Origin of the sequence: Rahnella sp. JUb53 (genome assembly GCF_004346065.1) — a bacterium.
In the GTDB taxonomy this organism is placed as follows: Bacteria; Pseudomonadota; Gammaproteobacteria; order Enterobacterales; family Enterobacteriaceae; genus Rahnella; species Rahnella variigena.
Genome location: NZ_SLYT01000011.1, coordinates 70190 through 92559 on the forward strand (window position 1 = coordinate 70190; position 22370 = coordinate 92559).

A 22370-nucleotide genomic window follows, 5' to 3' on the forward strand; every position below is an offset into this window, starting at 1 on the left:
AATTCATGCACACAACAAAACAGGTTTTGCGCAACCTGACATCGTTCATAAAGCTTACCCTGCTGGGGATGGCCATCAATAGTTTTTCATCCCTTGCACAAGCGGGATCAGCGATATGCTCGCCGGAGGATGGCGCAGGCGCGAATTATGACAATTTTCTTCAGGAAGATATTCCCGCGTCGGATAACGAGAGAGGGAAAAAGTATGAAAAAAGCATGAATGGTGGGATGCAAAATTACACCATCAGTTGCAATTGTACCGACAGTGATGCCAACAGCAGCGGCGGGGTTTTACTGATGTACACCGTAAAAACCGCCTTGCCTAAGGGAACTGAGCCGGGATATTACAAAATTAACGATCACATTGATGTCAAGGCAATGCTCGATCTGCCTCCGGCAACAGGTATCGCTGTACCGACAACAAAAACACTCGGTGATGCCACACATCACACCGATGCAAATAATAATGGCGTTTGTGCTCAGCAAAGTACCCGTGCAAGCCTGAATGTTGGCTCTCAAGGCTCATTAACTTTTTATATCAGCACACCTTTTATCGGTGAACTGGATATTCCAAGAACAGAGATTGCCCAGATATATTTGTCCTCAGGCACGGCCATAGTGACCGCCCCTCCGCTTGGCCCGCCTGTTGCCCGCGTCTATATCAGCGGAAAACTGACCGTACCGCAAAGCTGTGAAATCAATAAGGGTGAAACGATCACGGTCAATTTCGGTGCTATTGCCGCCAGTAAATTTATCACCCTAAATCAGCCACCTAAGGGCCATATTCCCACAATATTTAACATTACGTATGACTGCACAGCAAATGGATTGCCTCAGATACCAACCGGCACACAGCTTGCCATGCTGTTGAAAGGTGACGATCTGGCTGATCAATATACGCTAATAGCGAGACGCCGACCTTCTGACAATCTACCCGATATTGGAATTCGCGTTGAAAATGCCGCCGGTACAGCGATACCTTTTGAATCAGGAAACTTACCCATGAATCAAAATGGTATAGGGAATATCTCAATGACGGCTTACCCGATTAATCTGATTGGGGGCAGTCTGGATACCGGTGAATTCAGTGGCATGGCGACCTTGAAAATAGATATCCGATAAGCCCGCCACGTTGTTCAGTTCACAATCTCAATACTGATTAACCGGCTGTCCGCGCGGCCATGATCATCTACCGCGCGGATACGGTATTGCCCGTTATTGATAGGCTGCCAGTCAATGGCGGTTTTACTGGCAGAGCTTCCCAGGTAGATATCATCGACAAACCAGTACACCGTTTTACTGTCCGCATCGGTCACCGCATTAAATGAAATCCGGTCACGCCCCTGCTGGGACTGACGCAGCGTATACGTGGTGTTTTTCAGCGGTGACGTGATGCGCGGCGGATTACCACTCACGTCCACGCCCTCATCTTTGCAGTGATTCACCGGCGGCTTGCGCTTCGGTAATCCGGCCTGCGCAAAGACATTCGCCAGGTCCGATGGCCAGAACTCAAATACTTCCGTACGGGTTTCGTCTTCCTCATACGGAGGGCAGGCGACTTCACCGGTCAGTTTATCGAGACGTACAGGACGGTAAACAGTATCCACTTTGATCGGCGACTTACCGGGAATAAACCAGGTTTTGCCTTTTTGCTGGCACCATGGCGTCGGTAAATTCCCGCTGGCGAGGCAGATATCCACCCGTTTCAGCCCTTTAGGGAAGGGTCTTTTGGGCTCCTGTAATGCAGGATAGCTGGCGGTAATGCTGTCGATAATATTGAAGAACAACGGTGCGGCAGCATCGGCACCGACAAAAACGTTATTGCCTTTACTGTCGAAATTACCTTCCCAGACCACCAGGACATAAGGGCCGAAAATCCCGACGCTCCACGCATCGCGAAAGCCCCACGAGGTACCGGTTTTCCAGTAAACCGGCAGCGAAGACGGAGCCTGAGCCAGCGTATCCCCCGGACGGCGGTGCTGACGCAGCATATCAAGCGTCATGAAACTGGCTTCTTCACTGAGCAAACGCACGGGCGTTGTCTGTTGCGCATCAGTTTTCTGCATCCGAAGCGGCTGCAACACGCCGCGGTTTGCCAGTAACGCATACAGTTTTGCCAGCTCCTGCATCGTCACTTCTCCGCCGCCCAGCACCAGCGACAGACCGTAATGGTTTTCACTGGCCATATCCGCCACGCCGGAAAGCCGGAGGAACTGATAAAACGTCGGCTGGCGCAGCTGCGATGCGACATACACGGCGGGAATATTACGGCTGAAGTTCAGGGCATCGGTTGCGGTCACCGGACCGAGAAAACGGCGGTCGAAATTTTCCGGCGCATAAGCACCAAAGGCAGAAGGCACATCTTTCAGGATAGTCATCGGATGCAACACACCCTGCTCCATCCCCAGCGCGTAAATAAACGGTTTGAGCGCCGAGCCCGGTGAGCGTTTTGCGTTGGTGCCGTTTACCTGTCCCTGAATATCGCGGTTGTAGTAATCGGCTGATCCCACCAGCGATCGCACCCCCATGTCACGGGTATCGACCAGCAAAACGGCGGCGTTGTGAATACCGCGACTTTCGTTACGGGTGATAAACGCATTGACCTGCCGCTCAATCAGCCGCTGCAAGCCGGCGTCAATCGTGGTGTCCGTCCGGGTATCTGTACCGGCAAGCTGCTGATTCTGCTGACGCAGTTGTTCGATAAAATGCGGTGCAATATAGGGCATCTGCTCCGGCTGACGCAGCGCCAGCGGCAATCTGAACAAGGAGATCTGGCTGCTGTCAGTTTCATAATGTGCCTGCCAGCGCTGGAAAAGCCGGTTACGCGCCTGCGTCAGCGCCGCGCCCAAGACACCGGTCTTAGGGTCAATACGATAACTCGGTGATTGTGGCAAAACCGCCAGCGTCAGCGCTTCGGGTAACGTCAGGTCTTTCGGCGCTTTGTTGAAATAGATCAGACTGGCTGCGCCGATACTCTCAATGTTACGGCCATAAGGCGCGGCGTTCAGATAGGCTTCGAGAATGTCGTGTTTGGAGTAACTCAGTTCAAGCTGCACCGCACGCAGAACCTGCATGATTTTGCCCGACGGCGTGCGGGTATTCAGATGCCAGTGCATACGCGCCAGTTGCATGGTGATGGTCGAACCGCCCTGCATTTTGCCGCCTGTCACATAACTGCGCCAGAAGCCACGCATCAGGCTGAACGGATTGAAGCCAGGATTGTAGTAAAAACTGCGATCTTCATGCAGCAGAAGCCCTTTCACCGCCAGCGGAGAAACCTGTTCCAGCGGCGTCCACAGCCGGTAACGATCATCGTTAGCCAGCGTGATGCGCATCAGGATGCCCTGCCGGTCGTAATAGGCGGAGGAAAAAGGTTGTCCCTGAGAAAGTGGCGGATGGGGCCAGAGCCGGCATGCCAGTACGATCAGCGCCAGTAAAAAAACGGCCATTGCGATATTTTGCAGCAGCCGTTTCGTGGATTTAGAAAACGCGGAAAAGGAGATCATCTTGCTACTCAGAACAGGTTACGCCCCGCCGTTAACGACGGGGCGACTGCATTTTGTTATTTTTTAGCAACAGCGGCTTCGTCAGCCGGCACGACCACCAGTTTTTTATCACTGACGGAAAGCGCCTGAACGTCGCGGTCATACATCGCTTCACCGTAAGCTGGCGGGATCACGAAACTGCCGGTGTTGGTGGCTTTAATCTGATACACAAACTCCTGCACATCGGTAGTGGCGCTGCCGTAGATCACCACTCGGTCTTCACGAATATCGCTGTAATCCGGCGCCCATGTTGAACCCGATGCCGCCAGCGGTGACTGCCACGATGCCGACGCTTCTGCATCACTGTTTTCATCACTGCTGTCAGATTCCGGTTCCGGTGGCGTTTGCTGAACCACTTCAAAACCGCCCGGCAACAAATCGACAATCGCCAGATTGTCCTGTCCTTCCTGCGAGTTAGCGCGGACTTTCAGATGCACATTGATCTTCTGCCCCAGCGTCACCTGCGTGACCGCATTGCCTTTTTCATCCGTGTAATCGCGGGTGATTTCCAGACCACGTGAAATGGCTTTCTTCGGCGCGGACAGGTCATAACCGGCCTGTGTCACCACGTACCAGGCGGGCGCATCATTACCGTTTTCAATACGAAGCGCCTGTGCATCAGCGGTGAAATTCGCTTTAGCAAACAGTCCCTGAACCTGTGAAATCTGCTGCGGTTGCACATTTTTGGTTTTGCTTAACTGGGTGATTTTCAGCGCATCCGGTGCCTTTGCCTGCGCCGCCACCTGCGCGGAATAACTCTCCAGCGCCAGAATGCTCATCGCAGAGGAATACGTCGTATAACGCTCCTCTTTCAGCGCTTTGACCATATTCTCCAGCACCTGCGGCGGAATAGCGGAGACTTTTTCCGGGAAGTGACGGGTGATCAGATACAGCCGCGTCGCGTCCTGAACCAGCGGATCAAAGTAACTTTGCGTCCACCAGGCTTTGTCATACGCCTTGCTCAGTTGCTTCCAGGTTGGCTGCAACAGCGTATTCGCTTCATCATCCATTTTCAGCAGACGATAAGACGACGCCAGATACATCGCACTCAGATCGGTCTTCCAGGTGTCCGGATAACGCTGCTGCAAGGTGTCTTGTACCGAGGCCAGCGAACTGGTGGTGATTTCACCCTGACGCGTCAGCAGATACACCGCCCATGCGCGCAGACGAAGCGTATATAAATCATCATTCTGATTCGCTGCCAGTTCGCGCAGTGCCGAATTGGCCTCTTCCAGCATACCGGCTGGCAATGCAACGCCCGCGGCTTTGGCTTCCAGCAGATATTGCACCACGTAAGGCGTGACGAACGGATCGGTTTGCGGCGACGAACGCCACAGGCCAATCGCGCCGCTGTCATTCTGACGTGAACGTAGTACCGCCAGCATATCTTTCAGCTGCTTACTGCTTTCTGCCTGACTCTTTATGCCTTTCATCTCAGGATGAAGGGTACCGAGGATCAGCGGCACCGAGCGGCTGACAATCTGTTCAGAACAGTAATAAGGATAATCAGCCAGATACTGTGAAAGCCCGCGGGTCAGCACCAGCGGCGAGTTAGACACTGCTGCTGTACGCACCGCGTAGGCGTCAAACATCTGACGCAGATTATCGACGTTCTGACTGCTGCCGCTCATGCGTCCCATCACTGACTGCGTGCGGAACGGCATTGCCGGACGCACTGAGGTACTGATGGTCCGGCGGCTGACCTTATCGCCATACGTTGCGTCAAACACCAGCGGCGCATCGCCCGGCAAGGCTTTGGCGCGCAGACGGAAGTTAATCACACCTTCACGTTTTTCGGCCAGCGACAGGCTCTGTTCAGCTTTACCCACCACTTCCAGCTGTGGCGGCACGGTCAGGTGAATCGCAACCGGAATGCTTTTGCCGTTCAGCCCTTCAAGGTTATTGCTGACTCCCACGCTGACGTCAAACTCATCACCTGGTGCCACCATTGACGGCACGTTCGGCGTCATGATGAAGTTGTCGCGCACCGTCGCAGACGTCTGCGCTTTGCCGATTTTGTCCGGCGTCACGGAAATCGCCATCACGCGGATTTTACCGTTGAAGTAATCCGGTACCTGATAATCGAACTGCTTCTTGCCGTTGACTTCGGTAATCCCTGACCAGTAAGCCACAGGCTTATCACGCTTGCGTTTGAACGGATTGACGTTCAGATCCAGCCCTTCACCCGCGTCACCGCCCGGGGCAGCCGCAAGCTGCATCAGTTTGCTGAACTCCGGCAGAATAAGATCCAGGATTTGCGAGCTTTCCACGCCCAGCTCACGTTTGCGGAAGAAGTATTCCAGCGGATCTTTCAGGCGATAACGCGCCACCTGCAAAATCCCCTCATCGACAGCAAACAGCGCCACCTGTTGCGGGCCGTCAGTTGTCACCGTCATGGCCAGATTTTCGCCCGGTTTAATCACTTCAGGCGCTTCGATTTCAAGAGTATTCTGGCGCGCTTTAGTGCTGATTTTGAACGGCATCACACCGTAGCTCAGCGGGCTCATAAAGATTTCATCGGAATTCACATCACGTACAAACTGCACGTTGATGTATCCGTTCCCTTCCATACCCGCAGGCACGCGGATTTTCTGCACAGAACTGGTGGTGTCAGTATGGAACCACTGCCAGCTGTAGACTTTGTCTTTCTCGATGGTGATCAGCCCGCTGCCGGTGTAAGGCGCGTTAATCGCCACTTCGATTTCATCACCCGGCTGGTATTCCGCCTGATTGAGTTTCAGTTTCAGCTCGGCATTTCTGTCCAGCGAACGGCTCAGGTTGGCGTTACCGGCCACGGTGTAGCCAATACGGTTCAGCACGTTGCCTTTGGCATCTTCCACCACCAGCACGAAATCACCCGGTTTATCCGTCGCCAGCGTCAGGTCATTGCCCTGCGGCGTCAGCGTCAGAGGCTGTTCCGACAGCTGTACTTCTTTCATTTTCGACTGATATTTGTAAACGCCGGAATCCTGTTTGGTCAGCACAGAGATATATTTCTGCTCGACGAGCGCGACTTTCAGATCCGGTAACGCCATCTTATTCAGCGAAGGATCGACCGCAATCACGTTCAGGTGACGGACCGCGTTATGGTTGATGTACCCCAAATCGCCGTCAGCTTTTACCCCAATCAGATAGTCATAAGGTGACACCAGCACCCGCGCCGTTGCGGCCACCGAACGCCCGCCACCGGCCACGAACGCCTCGGAAAGCAGTTGCAGCTGATAGGTCGCGTCAGCGTAAGATTTCAGATCCAGCGGAATAGTCGCCGTGCCTTTTTCATCGGTTGTGCGGTCTTCCAGTTCCGTTTCGAAACCGTCGCTGTTCTGGCGGTTCTCGTAGAATGCGTAATCCGGGAACTGATCGAAGCTTGGATACATCGGGCGCAGCGTCAGTTTCGAGGTCACACGGCGGTCCTGCGCTGGCGTCCCAAACAGGTTCTGCACGTCGATATTGGCCTGCAGTTCTGACGGTTTCACCCAGCCTTGTTTACGCTCCGGCGTCAGTTGCAGTTTCACCTTCAGCTGATCCGGCTCGAATTCTTTGACGTTGACCGAGGTATGCCCCAGTAACGTGGAAGACTCGTTGTCTTTGCCGATCAGATACAAATAGACGTTCCATTCACCGGTCGGAGAATTATCGTCAGTGGTATAACTCAGCTCATTGAAACCGCTGGCACCCAGCGTCAGCGGGATGGTGCTCATCAGCTTGTCGCGCGGATCGTGAATTTCCGCACGTACCGGCACACCGGCCAGACCGTTACTCCAGTCGGCGGCGCGGGTGATCAGACCGATATTGAAGGTATCGCCCGGACGATAAACGCCGCGATCGGAAAACAGATAACTGCTCAGCGTGCGCGGGTCATTCGGGGTAATTTCGCCGTCGACATCAAAACGGGAGAAATCGAGGCCGCGGTCATTATTTCTGTCAGCAGGCAGGAAAGACACATCGCCTTCTTTTTCGACCAGGAACATCACCGGCTGGCGCTCACTGGTATAGACGTCCAGCGCAGGGAAACGCACGTGGCCGTCGGCACCGGTGATTTGGGTCAGCAACGTCACACCGTTTTTGGCGATGACAGAGACTTTCGCATTCGCTACCGGCGTGCCGCTGTGAATCGACTGCACAAATACGTCACGGGTTTTATCCTGCGAACGCTTGGCAATAATCCCCAGATCGGTGACCACCACAAAGCGCGAATCCCCAACCGGCGCTTCATCCCCGCTCTGATCTTCGTCCTGATAGATATTGCCGTCATCATCCGCTTCGGGTTTCACTTCTTTCTTCTTCGGATCCCATTCCGACAGCGTCAGCAGAAAAACGCCGCGATGTGATGTCGGATCGGTGGACAGATAACGCGAGAGGTCGACGCCCTGATAATTCACTTCACCCGGTTTGTCGTTGTTTACCGCGGTCTGATACTTAAAGTGCTCGGTAAAATACTCGTCATTGAGTCGGTTAAATTCCGCCGAAGAATACTGGCGACTTTTGAACGACACGATGTGTTGCAGCTGGCCTGGGATCACCCGTTTGATATCCAGACGCATGCCCGGCACGTTGCGTGCCGCGACGCTGATTTGCTTGTCACCGTTGACCGACAGCAGTGAACCTTGCGACATAAATTGCAGGGATTTTGGATAATCAGGCACCGCGACGATGCGGTACACTTTTTCCGGCATTTTGTAGCCACCGGAAGAAGTCAGAATGTTGTCGATTTCCACCAGCATGGTGCGGTGCGCTGGCGCATCAAAGCGGAAACTAAACTGTGGCTGATAATCACTTTCGGCGTCGTTCAGCTGAATGTTCAGCGGCGTGGACTGCGCGAGAACGTTATTTTCCACGCTGTCGGCTTCCCAGCTGGCGTAATCATCCGGGCCTTTGGCTTCCTCCTGATCGTTGGGATTGTGCTGTGGCAGTAACCAGACTTTGACCGCCTGGCGGATATCTTTGTCTTTGACCGCATCGCTGAAGCCGACGATCAGCGCACGCTGACCTTTCGCGCCGTCGGCATCCACCACCTGCGCGCTGGCTTCGTTAACCACCAGGCTGTAAAGCGTCGGCACAGACACCACGCCATTTCTGGCCTGTGTGGTCGGTGCAGAAGTGACGGACGCTTTCACGCCTTCGCCAATGGTCACCCGCACGGAACCGCCGTGATCGAGCGATTTCAGCGGTTCGGAATGTACCCAGGCGTTGAGTTTCTTCTGGTCGTAGACCACGGAATAATTGAGATTCGACTCAGTTTTGGCTTTGCCTTCGATCAGGCCAAGCGAAATCTGTTTTTCAAAACTGGTGACATCCACCGGCGCGTTGAACTTAACGTTAAAAATCGCGCTGCGTTTTTGCGGGTCCTGCGGATCCTGATAGTACTCGGCCTGTCCCAGCTGATAACCGAACGCCGGAGCAGTGAATTCATAACGGGTTTTCGCCAGCTTGATTTGCGGCGCGAGCAGCACGTCAGGCGAGAAATTCACTTCATATTGTGTGCCCATCGGCAGCGGGTTTTTCGGGGTGAAGACTAAGGTGTAGCCGCTCTTCCATTTCCACTCACCTTCGGTGGCCGGTTTCAGGGCTATCCCTTTTTCGACCACTTTGCCCACGTCGGTAATTGGCGCGACAGAGTTACGGAAATTGAAAATCACCTGCTGCGGTGCAGGTTTTTGCGCCGCGTAATTGATGGCTTCGGGGCCGCTGACACGCACGCTGGTATCCTGATAAACCATCGGTGCCGGTTCGATCGGCTGCGGCCGGTTGAGCCACCAGTGCCAGCCGTAAACGCCCGCACCCGCGGCGCACAGCAAAACCAGAATCGCCAGACTGATGGCTTTGGGGTACTTATCTACTCCGCCTTCAAGACGCGCAAAACCACGCTTAAGCCAGCCGGACATTGCCGTCCACCAGACAGGCGCACGCCAGTCGATATTGCCGACAATCGGTTTAAAAATGCGGCCCAGCAGACCCAATACAAAGGCCAGCACGCGCAGGATGCCTTTTATCAATGTAAAAGGCAGACGAAGTAAGAATTTTAATAAATCCATTTGTACCTGTACCCCAATCCCTGTAGACGGTTAAACGCGAGAGATATTTTTATTTAATTCATTATATTACGTGAAATATCTGAAGGTAAAAAAACGTAAGAAGCAGCACAGAAGGATAATAGCTCTCTGGCTAAAAAGCCATCATATAAAGCGTAGCAGTGAGTCAGACTTTTCGGTCAATTTGTGCGCTGTCAGGAAAGCGATTGTGTGAAACAATGGCGGCAGATTTCTGTGCAGGAAAACAGTGAGAAAGTGACAGGTAATATGAAAACGAAACTGATTACCCGTGAAGGCTACGACAAGCTCAAAACTGAGCTGGATTTCCTGTGGCGTGAAGAGCGCCCGGAAGTGACCAAAAAAGTGACCTGGGCCGCGAGCCTGGGCGATCGCAGTGAGAATGCCGATTATCAGTACAACAAGAAACGGCTGCGCGAAATCGACCGCCGTATCCGCTATCTGACCAAATGTCTGGAGCAGCTGCGCATCGTCGATTATTCGCCGCAGCAGGACGGCAAAGTGTTCTTCGGCGCCTGGGTGGAAGTCGAAAACGACGACGGCGACATCAAGCGTTTTCGCATTGTCGGCTATGACGAAATTTTTGGCCGTAAAGACTACATTTCTATCGATTCTCCGATGGCACGCGCCCTGCTGAAAAAAGAAGTCGGCGACAGTCTGGTGGTGACCACGCCAGCCGGCGACGCGACCTGGTACGTCAATGAGATTGACTACGGGAAATGATCAGCTAACTCTCAAAACGCGCAGGCGGTCGGCCTGATGACTGGCATTTTTGGTCTTCAAACCGTATAACTGTGCCCTGCTTTTTTAACGAATAAAACTGATACCAGACCTATGAATGATCAACTGAGCCGCATTATCGCAAGTGAATTGCAGGTTCGCCCGGAGCAGGTTGCTTCCGTGGTGCGTCTGCTGGATGAAGGTAATACCGTGCCGTTTATTGCGCGGTATCGTAAGGAAGTCACCGGTGGGTTGGATGATACCCAACTGCGTCAGTTGGACACCCGTCTGGGTTATTTGCGTGAGCTGGAAGACCGCCGTCAGACTATCCTCAAGTCCATCGAAGAACAGGGCAAACTGAGCGACGATTTAGCGAAATCTATTAAAACCACGCTGAGCAAAACCGAGCTGGAAGACCTGTATCTGCCGTTCAAACCGAAGCGCCGCACGCGCGGGCAAATCGCTATCGAAGCGGGGCTGGAACCGCTGGCAGAGTTGTTGTGGAACGATCCGCAAAACGAACCTGAAACCGCCGCCGCGACGTTTATTGATGCGGATAAAGGCGTCGCCGACACCAAAGCAGCGCTGGATGGCGCACGCTACATTCTGATGGAGCGTTTCGCTGAAGATGCGTCGCTGCTGGCGAAAGTTCGTGATTACCTGTGGAAAAACGCCCATCTGACCTCCCGCATGGTCGAGGGTAAAGAGCAGGAAGGCGCAAAATTCCGCGATTACTTCGATCACCACGAACCCATTTCTCAGGTGCCTTCCCACCGTGCGCTGGCGATGTTCCGTGGCCGCAACGAAGGTATCCTGCAGCTGGCGCTGAATGCCGATCCCCAGCATGACGAGCCGCCGAAAGAAAGTTATGCCGAACAAATTATCATCGACCATCTGGGTCTGCGCCTGAACAACGCGCCTGCCGACGTCTGGCGCCGTGCCGTGGTCAACTGGACATGGCGCATTAAAGTGCTGCTGCACCTCGAAACTGAGCTGATGGGCACCGTGCGCGAACGCGCTGAAGATGAAGCGATTAACGTATTCGCCCGCAACATGCATGATTTGCTGATGGCTGCGCCAGCGGGTATGCGCGCAACCATGGGTCTGGATCCGGGTTTACGTACCGGTGTTAAAGTCGCCGTTGTGGATAACACCGGCAAACTGGTGGATATCGATACCGTTTATCCCCACACCGGCCAGGCTGCAAAAGCCGCGCAACAGGTTGCCGCGCTGTGCATCAAACATAATGTCGAACTGGTCGCTATCGGTAACGGTACCGCTTCCCGCGAAACCGAGCGTTTCTTCCTCGAGCTGCAAAAACAGTTCCCGGCGGTCAAAGCGCAGAAAGTGATCGTCAGTGAAGCCGGTGCGTCGGTGTATTCCGCTTCAGAACTGGCGGCGCTGGAATTCCCGGATCTGGATGTTTCGATTCGTGGTGCCGTTTCCATTGCGCGTCGTCTGCAAGATCCGCTGGCTGAACTGGTGAAAATCGACCCGAAATCCATCGGTGTCGGCCAGTATCAGCATGACGTCAGCCAGTCTCAGCTGGCGAAAAAACTCGATACCGTCGTCGAAGACTGCGTGAACGCCGTGGGTGTGGATCTGAATACTGCGTCCGTTCCGCTGCTGACCCGCGTGGCCGGTCTGACGCGCATGATGGCGCAGAATATCGTTAACTGGCGCGACGAAAACGGTCAGTTCCGTAACCGCGAACAGCTGCTGAAAGTCAGCCGTCTGGGGCCAAAAGCCTTCGAGCAGTGTGCAGGCTTCCTGCGTATCAACCACGGCGACAACCCGCTTGATGCCTCAACGGTTCACCCGGAAACCTATCCGGTGGTCGAACGCATTCTGGCAGCGACGCAACTGGCGCTGAAAGAACTGATGGGCGATTCGAATGTGCTGCGCGGCCTGAAAGCCAGTGAATTCACTGACGAACAGTTCGGCGTACCGACTGTTACTGACATCATCAAGGAGCTGGAAAAGCCGGGGCACGATCCGCGTCCTGAGTTTAAAACCGCGACCTTTGCCGATGGCGTGGAAACCATGAACGACCTGATGCCGGGCATGATCCTTGAAGGTTCTGTCACCAACGTCACCAACTTCGGGGCATTCGTGGATATCGGCGTACATCAGGATGGTCTGGTTCACATCTCATCACTGGCGAATAAATTCGTTGAAGATCCGCATACCGTGGTGAAAGCCGGCGATATCGTCAAAGTCAAAGTGATGGAAGTCGATCTGCAACGTAAACGTATCGCGCTGACTATGCGTCTGGATGAGCAACCGGGCGAAGCACCGGCACGCCGTTCTTCCGCGCCAGCGTCAGATTCGCGTGACAATCAGAAACGCCATACACCAAACAAACCTGCGGGCCGCAATGCCGCACCGGCGGGCAATAATGCGATGGCCGATGCTCTGGCTGCCGCTCTCGGCAAAAAACGTTAAATTCTCGCTTTTCCTGCAAAACGGAAGCCGCTGATATTCAGCGGCTTTTTTTATGTGTCTTTTTTCGACACTTTTTAAAGTCTCTCCTATTGAATCAATCACTGAGGTAAATCAATAAATCCTCACTGTTGCAGGCTTAGGATAGCGACGCGGTGGAGATTCCCGTGAAGAGGCCCCCCTCTTTTATTTTGTCTCCACACGCGTACTAATTATGATAACTATTCTCGTTTGTACTTCTTTGCGTATTCAATACGCCGTCGGCCTCAGGCTGGCAATTTCGCACCAGGGACAATTTCTGAGCAATATTTCACGAGCAGTGAAATCACCGGGCACGGAAGCGCGGCGTCACCTTTGTGACGCTGCCCCCAAAATGCCTGAACGCTTCGCGAGGAACTATGCAACTTCAATCAAAATGTGCTTATAAAATCACCGGCTTTTCTCATGAAATCAGCCCGGCCTATCGCCAGAAACTGCTGTCTCTCGGCATGCTTCCGGGATCATTCTTTAACATCATCCGCGTGGCACCGATGGGCGACCCGGTGCAGATAGAAACCCGCCGCACCAGTCTGGTCGTGCGCAAAAAAGACCTCGACCTGCTCAAGCTTGAGCTTCTGGCCTGACCTTTCTGATGGATTTCTGAAAGTTGGTTTCTGAAAGATTGTTTAGCGCGGCTCTGTTGAGTCTTCCGCGTTTTTTCCTTTCTCACACGTAGATCTGAACGTATGAAAGCACTGACTATTGGCCTGATTGGTAATCCCAACTCAGGTAAAACGACCCTTTTCAACCAGTTAACAGGTTCGCGACAACGCGTTGGTAACTGGGCTGGCGTCACCGTCGAACGTAAAGAAGGCCAGTTCGCTACCGCAGATCACCAGATTACGCTGGTCGATTTGCCCGGCACCTATTCACTGACCACCATCTCCGAACAAACCTCGCTCGATGAGCAAATCGCCTGTCATTACATTCTGAGCGGCGACGCAGATCTGATGATTAACGTCGTGGATGCCTCAAACCTTGAGCGCAACTTATACCTGACACTGCAACTGCTTGAGCTCGGCGTGCCCTGCATTGTCGCGCTGAACATGCTCGACATCGCCAAAATTCAGAACATCAATATTGATATCCCCGCGCTGTCTGCGCGCCTGGGCTGCCCGGTTGTTGCCCTGATTTCTACCCGCGCCAGCGGGATCAAAGAACTGAAAGCGGCCATCGATGAATTGCCACAAGTGACCGCGCTGGAACGTGTGAAATATCATCCGGTGCTGCAACAGGAAGTGGAAGTGCTGGCCGCTGAAATGCCGCAAGATATGGCGCTGCAACAGCGTCGCTGGCTGGCGCTGCAAATCCTCGAAGGGGATATTTACAGCCAGACGCACGCAGGTAACGCACAGGCTTTACTGCCGCAGGTGAAAGCCCGTCTGGTGGAGCAAAAGCTGGAAGATCCTGCACTGCTGATTGCCGATGCGCGCTATCAGAGCATTGCGTCACTGTGCGCGGACGTCAGTAACTCGCACCTCACCGCGCCCAACAAGCTGACGCAGGTGCTGGACCGCGTGATCCTCAACCGTTTCCTCGGCGTACCGATCTTCCTGCTGGTGATGTATCTGATGTTCGTGCTGGCGATTAACATCGGCGGCGCGCTGCAACCGATTTTCGATATCGGCTCGGCAGCAATTTTCATTCAGGGTATGCAATGGGTGGGCTTCACCCTGCACTTCCCGCAGTGGCTGACCATTTTCCTCGCTCAAGGCGTGGGCGGCGGTATCAATACGGTTCTGCCGCTGGTGCCGCAAATCGGCATGATGTATCTGTTCCTCTCCTTCCTTGAAGACTCCGGTTACATGGCCCGCGCCGCGTTCGTGATGGACAGGCTGATGCAATCGCTGGGGCTGCCGGGTAAATCATTTGTGCCGCTGATTGTTGGCTTTGGCTGTAACGTGCCGTCCATTATGGGTGCCCGTACGCTGGATGCCCCGCGTGAACGCCTGATCACCGTGATGATGGCGCCGTTTATGTCATGTGGCGCACGTCTGGCAATTTTCGCGGTGTTTTCTGCGGCATTCTTCGGGCAAAGCGGTGCATCCATCGTGTTCTCGTTGTATCTGCTCGGTATTGTGGTCGCTATCCTGACCGGCCTGCTGCTGAAATACACTATTATGCGCGGTGAAGCTTCGCCGTTTGTGATGGAACTGCCGGTGTATCACGTGCCACATCTGAAAAGTTTGCTGCTACAAACCTGGCAGCGTCTGAAAGGGTTCGTGCTGCGCGCCGGTAAAGTGATCGTGATTGCGAGTATTTTCATCGGCGCACTGAACAGCTTCTCTTTCAGCGGTCAGGCGGTGGATAACATCAATGATTCGGCACTGGCCTCGGTCAGTAAAGTACTGACACCGGTGCTGGCGCCGATGGGCGTACATTCTGACAACTGGCAGGCGACCGTGGGTCTGGTCACCGGCGCGATGGCGAAAGAAGTGGTGGTCGGTACGCTGAACACGCTGTACACCGCCGAACATATCCACAATGAGGAGTTCGACGCTGCCAGTTTCAATCTGTTCGATGAGCTGGGCGGCGCAGTGCAGGAAACCTGGCAGGGTCTTAAAGACACCTTCAGCATCAGCGTGCTGTCGAACCCGATCGAAGCCAGCAAAGGTGACGGCGAAATGGGCGTCAGCTCCATGGGCGTCATGAGCACCAAATTCGGTACCGCCATTTCGGCTTACAGTTACCTGATTTTCGTGCTGCTTTACGTGCCTTGCGTCTCGGTGATGGGGGCGATTGCCCGTGAAACCAGCCGCAGCTGGATGACGTTCTCCATCTTCTGGGGGCTGAACGTCGCCTACTCGCTGGCAACCCTGTTCTATCAGGTGGCCACTTTCAGCAATCATCCGGCGTACAGTGCGGGCGTCATCTTCATCGTGTTACTGTTCAACGCTATCGTCCTCACCTGCCTGCGTAAGGCACGCAGCCGGGTCAGCCTCCATTTGCAGCCGCGTAATATCGCGGCCTGTTGCGAACCGGCTACCGGCAGCGACTGCCACTAGGAGATAACATGACTACGCTGATTCAGGTTCGCGACTCTCTCGCACTGGCTGGCCGGGCAGATGCCCGCCAGCTCAGCCAGCAGCTAAAGGCCCCGCAGCCGCTGGTGCAGGCCATGCTCGAACGGCTGGTGGCGATGCGAAAAGCAGAAACGGTGGAAGCGGATGACAGCTGTCTGAGCGGCAGCTGTAAAAGTTGCGCTGACGGCAAAAAGTGCCTGACAGTGTCTTACACCCTGATCCCCTGAACCCGGCTTTTCCGCCTTTCCTGAATAGTCGCCCGGCGGCTATTCAGCTATCATCTCAGACCGCAACGGCCTAAAACGCGCCGCAGGAGCCTGTATGATCGACAGTGAAATCACCTTCCGCAAACTCGAAATTTTCCTCGCTTACATGGAAAAGCAAAACATCACCCGCGCAGCCGAACAACTCGGTCTGAGCAGCGTGAGCGTGCATCGCGCCCTGCATTCTCTGGAAGAAGGTTTGCGCTGTCCGCTGTTTATCCATCGCGGGCGCAATCTGCTGCCGTTGCCCGCAGCTGAAGCGTTACTGGAACATGCCACGCAGGTGATTGAACAGATGGAACATGGGATCCAGGCCACGCAGCGCGCCGCCGGTTTTGGGGATAAACGCCTGAAAGTCGGCACGTTGTATTCGCTGACCCTGGAAACTATTCCGCGACTGATTATGGGGCTGAAACTGCGCAGACCCGAGCTTGAACTGGAGCTGGTGATGGGGTCTAACAGTGATTTGCTGCAAAAGCTGGAAGACGGCCTGCTCGATGCGATTCTGATTTCGACCAGTGATTCGAGCGTGGACGCACAGCGCTACGATCAGTTGCCGCTGTTTCAGGATGATATTTTTCTCGCCGCCCCCGCCAGCGCAGAACTGGCGTCGGAAGGCACGGCGGATTTACGCGATTACAAACAGAAGAAATTCGTTTCACTGGCAGAAGGGTTTGCGACTTACCACGGCTTTCAGGAAGCCTTTCAGATCGCCGGTTTTGAGCCGGACATTGTCACACGGGTAAACGATATTTTTTCGATGCTGAGTCTGGTGCAGGCGGGCGTCGGATACACGCTCATTCCCGGCAGGATGAAAGGCGTGTATGAAAATACGGTGAAATTACTGCCACTGGCCGAAACCTATCAGATGCGCCAGACCATTTCGCTGGTCTTCCCGCACAGCCGCGAGCACGATCCCAACCTCCTCGCCCTCGCCGCTGAAAGCCGGATGTATGCGCTAGCGAGCAGAAAGCGCTGACAGACGGTTATGTGCTGTCTGTTTAGCGACCGGCTTTCCCACTATTAAGCCCTCAATAGAAATATCTTCATCAAGGGCATCCCAATGCAAACCATAAGCACTGATTTCATAATCCTGACGCTGCGCGGGTGTTGCATTCAGCAGGACCGGGAACTGCGTCAGCGGTACCTCCAGGACTTGCCCATCTTCAAGAGTGACCCACATCGTACTATCATCGAACCGAACACTTTTAGGCGAAATATTCATTCCATGCTCCTTGAAAGACTGTCTGATAAACGTTTGTTAGCGTTATGATTTCCCTGACTTCTCTGGAAGAAAAACCTGTCTGACGACACATGGCAACAGGTACAAGCCAAAGTTTGGCTTCTTTCTGACCGGATCTTACATGAATATGATGAGGCTCAGGCGGGTTTCCCTCATTGGAATAAAAGAAAAAACGATAAATTTTAAAGCGCAGAATAACTGGCATGTCGGTGACTTCCCTGTGTGAACGATTCGGTAAAAACAAAAAACCTTTCACTCAGGAAAGGCTTTTATTCCGTAGCATCACCAACCTATCATGCCTTTAATCAGCGTTCGTTTTCCCGTAACCGCGCTGCGAGACGTCCCGCAACATGCATACCTGACTGGCATAAAGACAGCGCTTCGCCCTGTTCCATCGCACGGCGGGTCAGGCCGGTAAGCACCGCGCCCGGCGGCATTTCAATTGCCAGTCGCACATCGCGCTGGTAGGCCGCGACCATGGCATCACGCCAGTTCACGGTACGCGCCATGTTCATCGCCAGATCGTCCGCGATTTTTTCCGCCTGCCAGTAAACGCGACCCGTTGTTCCGCTGAGATAACCGCAGGTCGGACGGGAAATGTGAATCTGTTTAAACGCCTCACCCAGTTTCGCCGCAGGTTCATCGAGCAGTGCGCAATGTGATGGCACGCTGACCGCCAGCTGATGCGTTTTCTGCGCTCCCAGCCCTTTCGCCAGTTGCATGACCTGCGCCATAGCGGCATCACTACCCGCAATCACCAGCTGGTCTTCGGCGTTAATATTCGCCAGATACACCGGCGATGTGGCGCTGTTGACCTGCGCGACCAGATCTTCCACCTGCATCTGACGCAACCCGGTGATCGCTGAAAGGCCAAAGCCTTGCGGATAGGCCTGTTGCATCAGTTCCCCGCGCAGCGCGACCAGCCATACGGCATCATCAAAGTCGAGCGCACCGGCAATCACCGCTGCCGGAAACGCACCAATTGACAGCCCGCTGCAAAAATCGGCCTCAACGCCTTCGGCCTGACACTGTTTCGCCCAGACCACACCGGCAATCAGCAAACACAGTTGTACGGCACGGGTGGAACGTAAGGCATCGGCAGTATCAAGCAGCAGAACATCTTCGCCCAGCGCGATGCTGGCCTGTTCAATGAGGGAATGTGTGAGCGGGTTATCCGGCAGACGATGCAGCATTTGCGGCACCTGCGGGCCCTGTCCGGGGAAAGTAAATAGGATTTTCATCGTGCTCCTTGCTTCTTGTGGCCGGGTTCAGTCTCCCGGCAATTGCCACGGGTCGCGCACCAGCAACGGGCCGGACGCCGTTTTCAGCATGATGTCACCGCCACGCAGCCATTCGCTGAGGGCAAATCCGCCCTGTGGCGTATTGATCTGAACATCGGCGCGGCAGGGAAGCCGCTGAAGCTGGTCGTAAAAATCGGAAAACTGAGAAGGATCCCGCGGCATGTCGCAGCGCACCAGTAAATCAAGATCGCTGTCAGCGTGCATGACCGGCAGGTCACTGACCAGCGCGTAGGCGCAACTGCCCGTCACGCCCCACGGGAAAGGCAGCTTCAGACTGCATAACGTAATCAGCGCCTGCACCGGTTGCTGTGACACAAACGGCGAATGCAGTAATGCATTCACGTCGCTGACCAGAGATTCGGGCGTGACGACCCGCACCACCGCCGCCGGATCTATCCAGGCGGCGGCACGCTGAATACGGCTCATGCCACGAATGCCCACAGGAACTGCGCCGTCAGCCCGCTTATCGCGACGCACCACCAGCGGCAGCGACGTACGCCAGCCGGTGTTTACCCACGCGGGTAACGTGTCGTCGCTTTGCAGTGCTGAACGGTCGCTAATCCAGACAAAATCATGGGCACGCGGGTCACACATATTCCAACCTTTCTGATTAGTGAAGTGCGGCTGTCAGAGAGATAAACAGCGGCAATGTCACGATACATAATACGGAACTGATCAGCAGTGACGCTTCTGCATCCGGAGACTGAACCCCGAAACGGTTACCGAACACGATACCGAAGAAACCAGCAGACAACGCAATCATCAGGATCGCCGTCACAGCCACCTGACCGCTCAGGCCAAATGCCAGAACCAGGCCCCAGGCAATAAACGGCTGGATCAGGTTTTTCGCCACGCAAGACAACAGCACCGGACCGTTAATTTTCAGTTTACGCGCTGACAGGATAACACCGGTCAGGAACAGCGCAGACGCGGTAGCTGACAGACCCAGCGGTTTGATCGATGCCAGGAAAATTTCCGGCATTTTAATGCCAATCGCCGACAGGATCACACCCAGCAACGGTGCCCAGACGATCGGTTTTTTCACTGAACGCCACATCAGAACCGGCAGCAGTGCCAGAGAAGACCCCTGATTTTCACCACTGAGACGCGCTTTTTCACGTTCAAGGATCAGCAGACAGAACGGCGTCATCAGCACGGAACCGCAGGCGATAGATACCGCGACGGACAGTGAAGTCGACGGCGCATCACCCATCACGCTGCTCAGAATCGGCAAACCAAGCGCCGCATAGTTCGGCAGTGCGACAGTCAGCGTCAGAACCGCCGCATCCTGCGGAGACTTTTTAAAGACTTTGGTACAAATAAAGTAAATCGCCGCGTAGGTTATCCACATCGCCAGCACCAGCACCAGAATCAGCGGTGACTGTTCAACAATGCCCGCCCACGGGGTCTGTACGGTTGCTGCAAACAGCGCAGCGGGTAAAGCGAAATCCATCACGAAAATATTAAGTAAAGAGACATTCTGGTTATCCACCATTTTCGCTTTCCCGGCGTAAAAACCGAGGATCATGATGACGAAAATAGGGGCAAGCGCGTGCAATATTACGTAAGTCATAGCGTTTTTCCTGAGGCAAAAAATGAATGCTCAGTCGGCGCCGGTGCGATGGTTTTTTTAGTATGACAGTCCAGTTGCAGACAACAGCAGGCCCTCGCCCGGACGGTATGTCAGGGCGGGAACCCGCAATGCGGCTGCGTCACGCTGTTTGCAGGTGCGTTACCGGTTGAGACTGAAAGTTTTAACGAATTACCATTCCTGACGCATCAGCTGGCGAACGCGCTGCGAACTTGCGCGGTTTTCCGCACCCAGACGGTTGCTGAGGCTAACGCCTTCTTTGCGTGCGTCCTGGATGTTTTGCCAGACAACGTTTTGCACGTTGCTGATGTCGTCGGGTGTTGCCTTGTCCGGATCAGCGATGTCGAGTAATTGCGACAGCAGGCCCAGCGTGGCGTAGTTTTCGATGTCATAAGCCATCGGCGGAATGGTGGCGGCCAGTTTTTCCAGCGCGTCCACAGAACGTAAGGTGATACGTGCGGCGGATTCTTTACCCATCGCGTGGATCATCACGCCGTTGTTTTTGAAGGCAATCAGTTTGTTGGCCTGATAACCGTGCGCCAGAAACGCACCGGACATCGCTTTACCGACAATCAGCCCGACCACCGGATGCCCGGCCAGACGTGCTTTGGCGTACGCCCCTGCGGCACCGGCCAGCGCCTGATGGATACCGAATGCTTCTTCGCGACGACCGTATGCCTGACTTGGCACATCAATCACAGCCACGATGGCGCGTTTGGTGGTGGCATTAGCGTCGGCATCAATGACGTCGTTGACTACTTTTGCCAGATTCCAGCCTTCGAGCAGGCCGACTTCGCCGCCCGCAGCACGCGGATACTGGTTATTTTTATCCGGTACCACGGCGATGAAACGCACGGGCTGGTCATTCAGTTTGCCGTCAGCCGCTTTCACGGAAGGGCAAAGACCGGTCACCGGAGTGGCGTCTTTGGTCAGTTCAGCGAACCAGTAATCACCCCGGCTGGCTGCATTATTTGCTACGTTGCTCATGCGCGATCCTCCCGGTTAAACAAGGCTTCCGTCACTACACGGCTGGCCTGCTGCGCGGTGTCAAAACCGGTCAGTTTTGGCAGGTAATAATCATAATTATCAGAACGATGTGTCGCAGGTACGCCCGCCTTAATAAAGGCCAGTACGCTGTCTTTCACTTCATTCAGGGAATCTTTCACCAGCGCATCAACAAACCCGCTGTGATAGCGCACTTCGCCACCGGTCATGCTCCAGATAAACGGACGGTCGCGGGAATCGTATTCATCGATACCGGCTTCCTGTTCAATAACCTGCGGACCATTCAGACCCAGACGGGCTTCGCGGGTGACAATCAGATAGCTGCACAGCGCAGCGGCGATCGACATCCCGCCAAAGCAACCGACAGTACCGGCAACCACGCCAATCACCGGCGTATAGCGGCGTAAATCTACGATTGCGGCGTGAATATCCGCGATCGCCGCCAGACCCAGATTGGCTTCCTGCAAACGCACACCGCCGGTTTCGAGCAGCAGAACGGCCTGCGTCGGAATACCGTTGCGGTTATCTTCTGCGGCCAGTTCCAGCGCCGCGGCCATTTTGGCACCGGACACTTCGCCCATGCTGCCGCCCTGGAAACTGCCTTCAATCGCCACAACCACGGCGGGCTGACCGTTAATCTGGCCTTTCGCGACCACCATGCCATCATCGGCTTGCGGCACGATGCCCTGCGGTTCCAGCCATGGCGACATCACGCGTTCGAACGGCCCGAGCAGTTCGCGGAAAGTGCCGTCGTCCAGCAGTTTGCGGGCGCGCTGACGGGCGCTCAGTTCGATAAAGCTCTGATCAGTATCAGTTGGCATTTTCAGCCTCCTCAAAGACCTGTTCGATACGCAGACGGGCAACCCCTGGTGTGGCGCCAAAATCATTAATGTCCAGACGGCCTGCCGGTAATTCACGCAGCGCGCTCAGACGGTTAAAAAAGTTCTGCCACAAGGTATGGCTGCCGTCGACCGATGTGGTGACGATAATTTTCAGCGCACTGGCTGTGTCGGGTTCATACAGCGCTTCTAAATCGCCGGAACCTACCACGCCGGCTTCGGCGCGGCCTGCCAGCGGTTTAGCCGCCGGGTAGTTAAATTCAAAACGTTCCATAACACCTCTTTGTACTGATGTTAGTTAATTCGTATC

Annotated in this window: 17 protein-coding genes; 7 read left to right on the forward strand and 10 right to left on the reverse strand. The window is 54.5% G+C overall.

What is annotated here, in order from left to right; genetic code table 11:
- The first annotated feature begins 5 nt into the window (after positions 1–5).
- Positions 6–1121, forward strand: coding sequence for a fimbrial protein (locus EC840_RS21265; protein ID WP_132966962.1), 1116 nt, complete (start codon positions 6–8; stop codon positions 1119–1121).
- Positions 1122–1135: 14 nt separating this feature from the next.
- Here EC840_RS21265 and pbpC read toward each other — a convergent pair whose 3' ends face one another.
- Both pbpC and EC840_RS21275 read right to left on the reverse strand, forming a co-directional pair.
- Positions 1136–3505, reverse strand: coding sequence for a penicillin-binding protein 1C (pbpC, locus tag EC840_RS21270; protein WP_132966964.1), 2370 nt, complete (start codon positions 3503–3505; stop codon positions 1136–1138).
- A 56-nt stretch (positions 3506–3561) separates the two neighbouring features.
- Positions 3562–9579 carry an MG2 domain-containing protein gene (locus EC840_RS21275; RefSeq protein WP_132966966.1) on the reverse strand — a complete coding sequence of 2006 codons (6018 nt, stop codon included), beginning with the start codon at positions 9577–9579 and terminating at the stop codon, positions 3562–3564.
- Between the two features lie 264 nt (positions 9580–9843).
- Here EC840_RS21275 and greB point away from each other — a divergent pair, with 264 nt between their 5' ends.
- The 6 genes from greB to EC840_RS21305 all read left to right on the forward strand — a co-directional run bounded on the left by greB (position 9844) and on the right by EC840_RS21305 (position 17060).
- Complete coding sequence (gene greB / locus EC840_RS21280) at positions 9844–10317, forward strand: transcription elongation factor GreB (RefSeq protein WP_113877248.1); 474 nt, start codon at positions 9844–9846, stop codon at positions 10315–10317.
- Positions 10318–10428: 111 nt separating this feature from the next.
- Complete coding sequence (locus EC840_RS21285; RefSeq protein ID WP_132966968.1) at positions 10429–12759, forward strand: Tex family protein; 2331 nt, start codon at positions 10429–10431, stop codon at positions 12757–12759.
- Positions 12760–13154: 395 nt separating this feature from the next.
- Positions 13155–13379 carry a ferrous iron transporter A gene (gene feoA / locus EC840_RS21290; RefSeq protein ID WP_112288655.1) on the forward strand — a complete coding sequence of 75 codons (225 nt, stop codon included), beginning with the start codon at positions 13155–13157 and terminating at the stop codon, positions 13377–13379.
- A gap of 102 nt (positions 13380–13481) precedes the next feature.
- Entirely contained in the window at positions 13482–15800 is a 2319-nt protein-coding gene (gene feoB / locus EC840_RS21295) for a Fe(2+) transporter permease subunit FeoB (protein ID WP_113877200.1), read from the forward strand.
- 8 nt (positions 15801–15808) lie between these two features.
- Positions 15809–16045 carry a FeoC-like transcriptional regulator gene (locus tag EC840_RS21300; RefSeq protein ID WP_112288657.1) on the forward strand — a complete coding sequence of 79 codons (237 nt, stop codon included), beginning with the start codon at positions 15809–15811 and terminating at the stop codon, positions 16043–16045.
- A 94-nt stretch (positions 16046–16139) separates the two neighbouring features.
- The gene (locus EC840_RS21305) at positions 16140–17060 is read left to right on the forward strand and encodes a LysR family transcriptional regulator (protein WP_129637668.1); all 921 of its coding nucleotides are present in this window, start codon (positions 16140–16142) and stop codon (positions 17058–17060) included.
- Here EC840_RS21305 and EC840_RS21310 read toward each other — a convergent pair.
- The 8 genes from EC840_RS21310 to EC840_RS21345 all read right to left on the reverse strand — a co-directional run bounded on the left by EC840_RS21310 (position 17040) and on the right by EC840_RS21345 (position 22334).
- The gene (locus EC840_RS21310; protein ID WP_113877202.1) at positions 17040–17306 is read right to left on the reverse strand and encodes a DUF2442 domain-containing protein; all 267 of its coding nucleotides are present in this window, start codon (positions 17304–17306) and stop codon (positions 17040–17042) included. The genes EC840_RS21305 and EC840_RS21310 overlap by 21 nt on opposite strands.
- On the reverse strand, positions 17290–17529 hold the full coding sequence (locus EC840_RS21315; RefSeq protein WP_132966970.1) for a DUF4160 domain-containing protein: 240 nt from the start codon (positions 17527–17529) through the stop codon (positions 17290–17292). Before EC840_RS21315 ends, EC840_RS21310 begins: the two co-directional genes overlap by 17 nt.
- Positions 17530–17629: 100 nt before the next feature.
- Complete coding sequence (mdcH, locus tag EC840_RS21320) at positions 17630–18565, reverse strand: malonate decarboxylase subunit epsilon (protein WP_132966972.1); 936 nt, start codon at positions 18563–18565, stop codon at positions 17630–17632.
- Between the two features lie 27 nt (positions 18566–18592).
- Positions 18593–19219, reverse strand: coding sequence for a malonate decarboxylase holo-ACP synthase (locus EC840_RS21325; RefSeq protein ID WP_132966974.1), 627 nt, complete (start codon positions 19217–19219; stop codon positions 18593–18595).
- Between the two features lie 16 nt (positions 19220–19235).
- Entirely contained in the window at positions 19236–20198 is a 963-nt protein-coding gene (locus EC840_RS21330; RefSeq protein WP_095923831.1) for an AEC family transporter, read from the reverse strand.
- A 189-nt stretch (positions 20199–20387) separates the two neighbouring features.
- Positions 20388–21203: a biotin-independent malonate decarboxylase subunit gamma gene (gene mdcE, locus EC840_RS21335; RefSeq protein ID WP_113877205.1), complete on the reverse strand. Its 816-nt coding sequence runs from the start codon at positions 21201–21203 to the stop codon at positions 20388–20390.
- Positions 21200–22042 carry a biotin-independent malonate decarboxylase subunit beta gene (locus EC840_RS21340; protein WP_132966976.1) on the reverse strand — a complete coding sequence of 281 codons (843 nt, stop codon included), beginning with the start codon at positions 22040–22042 and terminating at the stop codon, positions 21200–21202. Before EC840_RS21340 ends, mdcE begins: the two co-directional genes overlap by 4 nt.
- Positions 22032–22334, reverse strand: a complete 303-nt coding sequence (locus tag EC840_RS21345) for a malonate decarboxylase subunit delta (protein WP_112288665.1) — start codon at positions 22332–22334, stop codon at positions 22032–22034. The genes EC840_RS21340 and EC840_RS21345 overlap by 11 nt, the downstream gene beginning before the upstream one ends.
- Positions 22335–22370 lie beyond the last annotated feature (36 nt).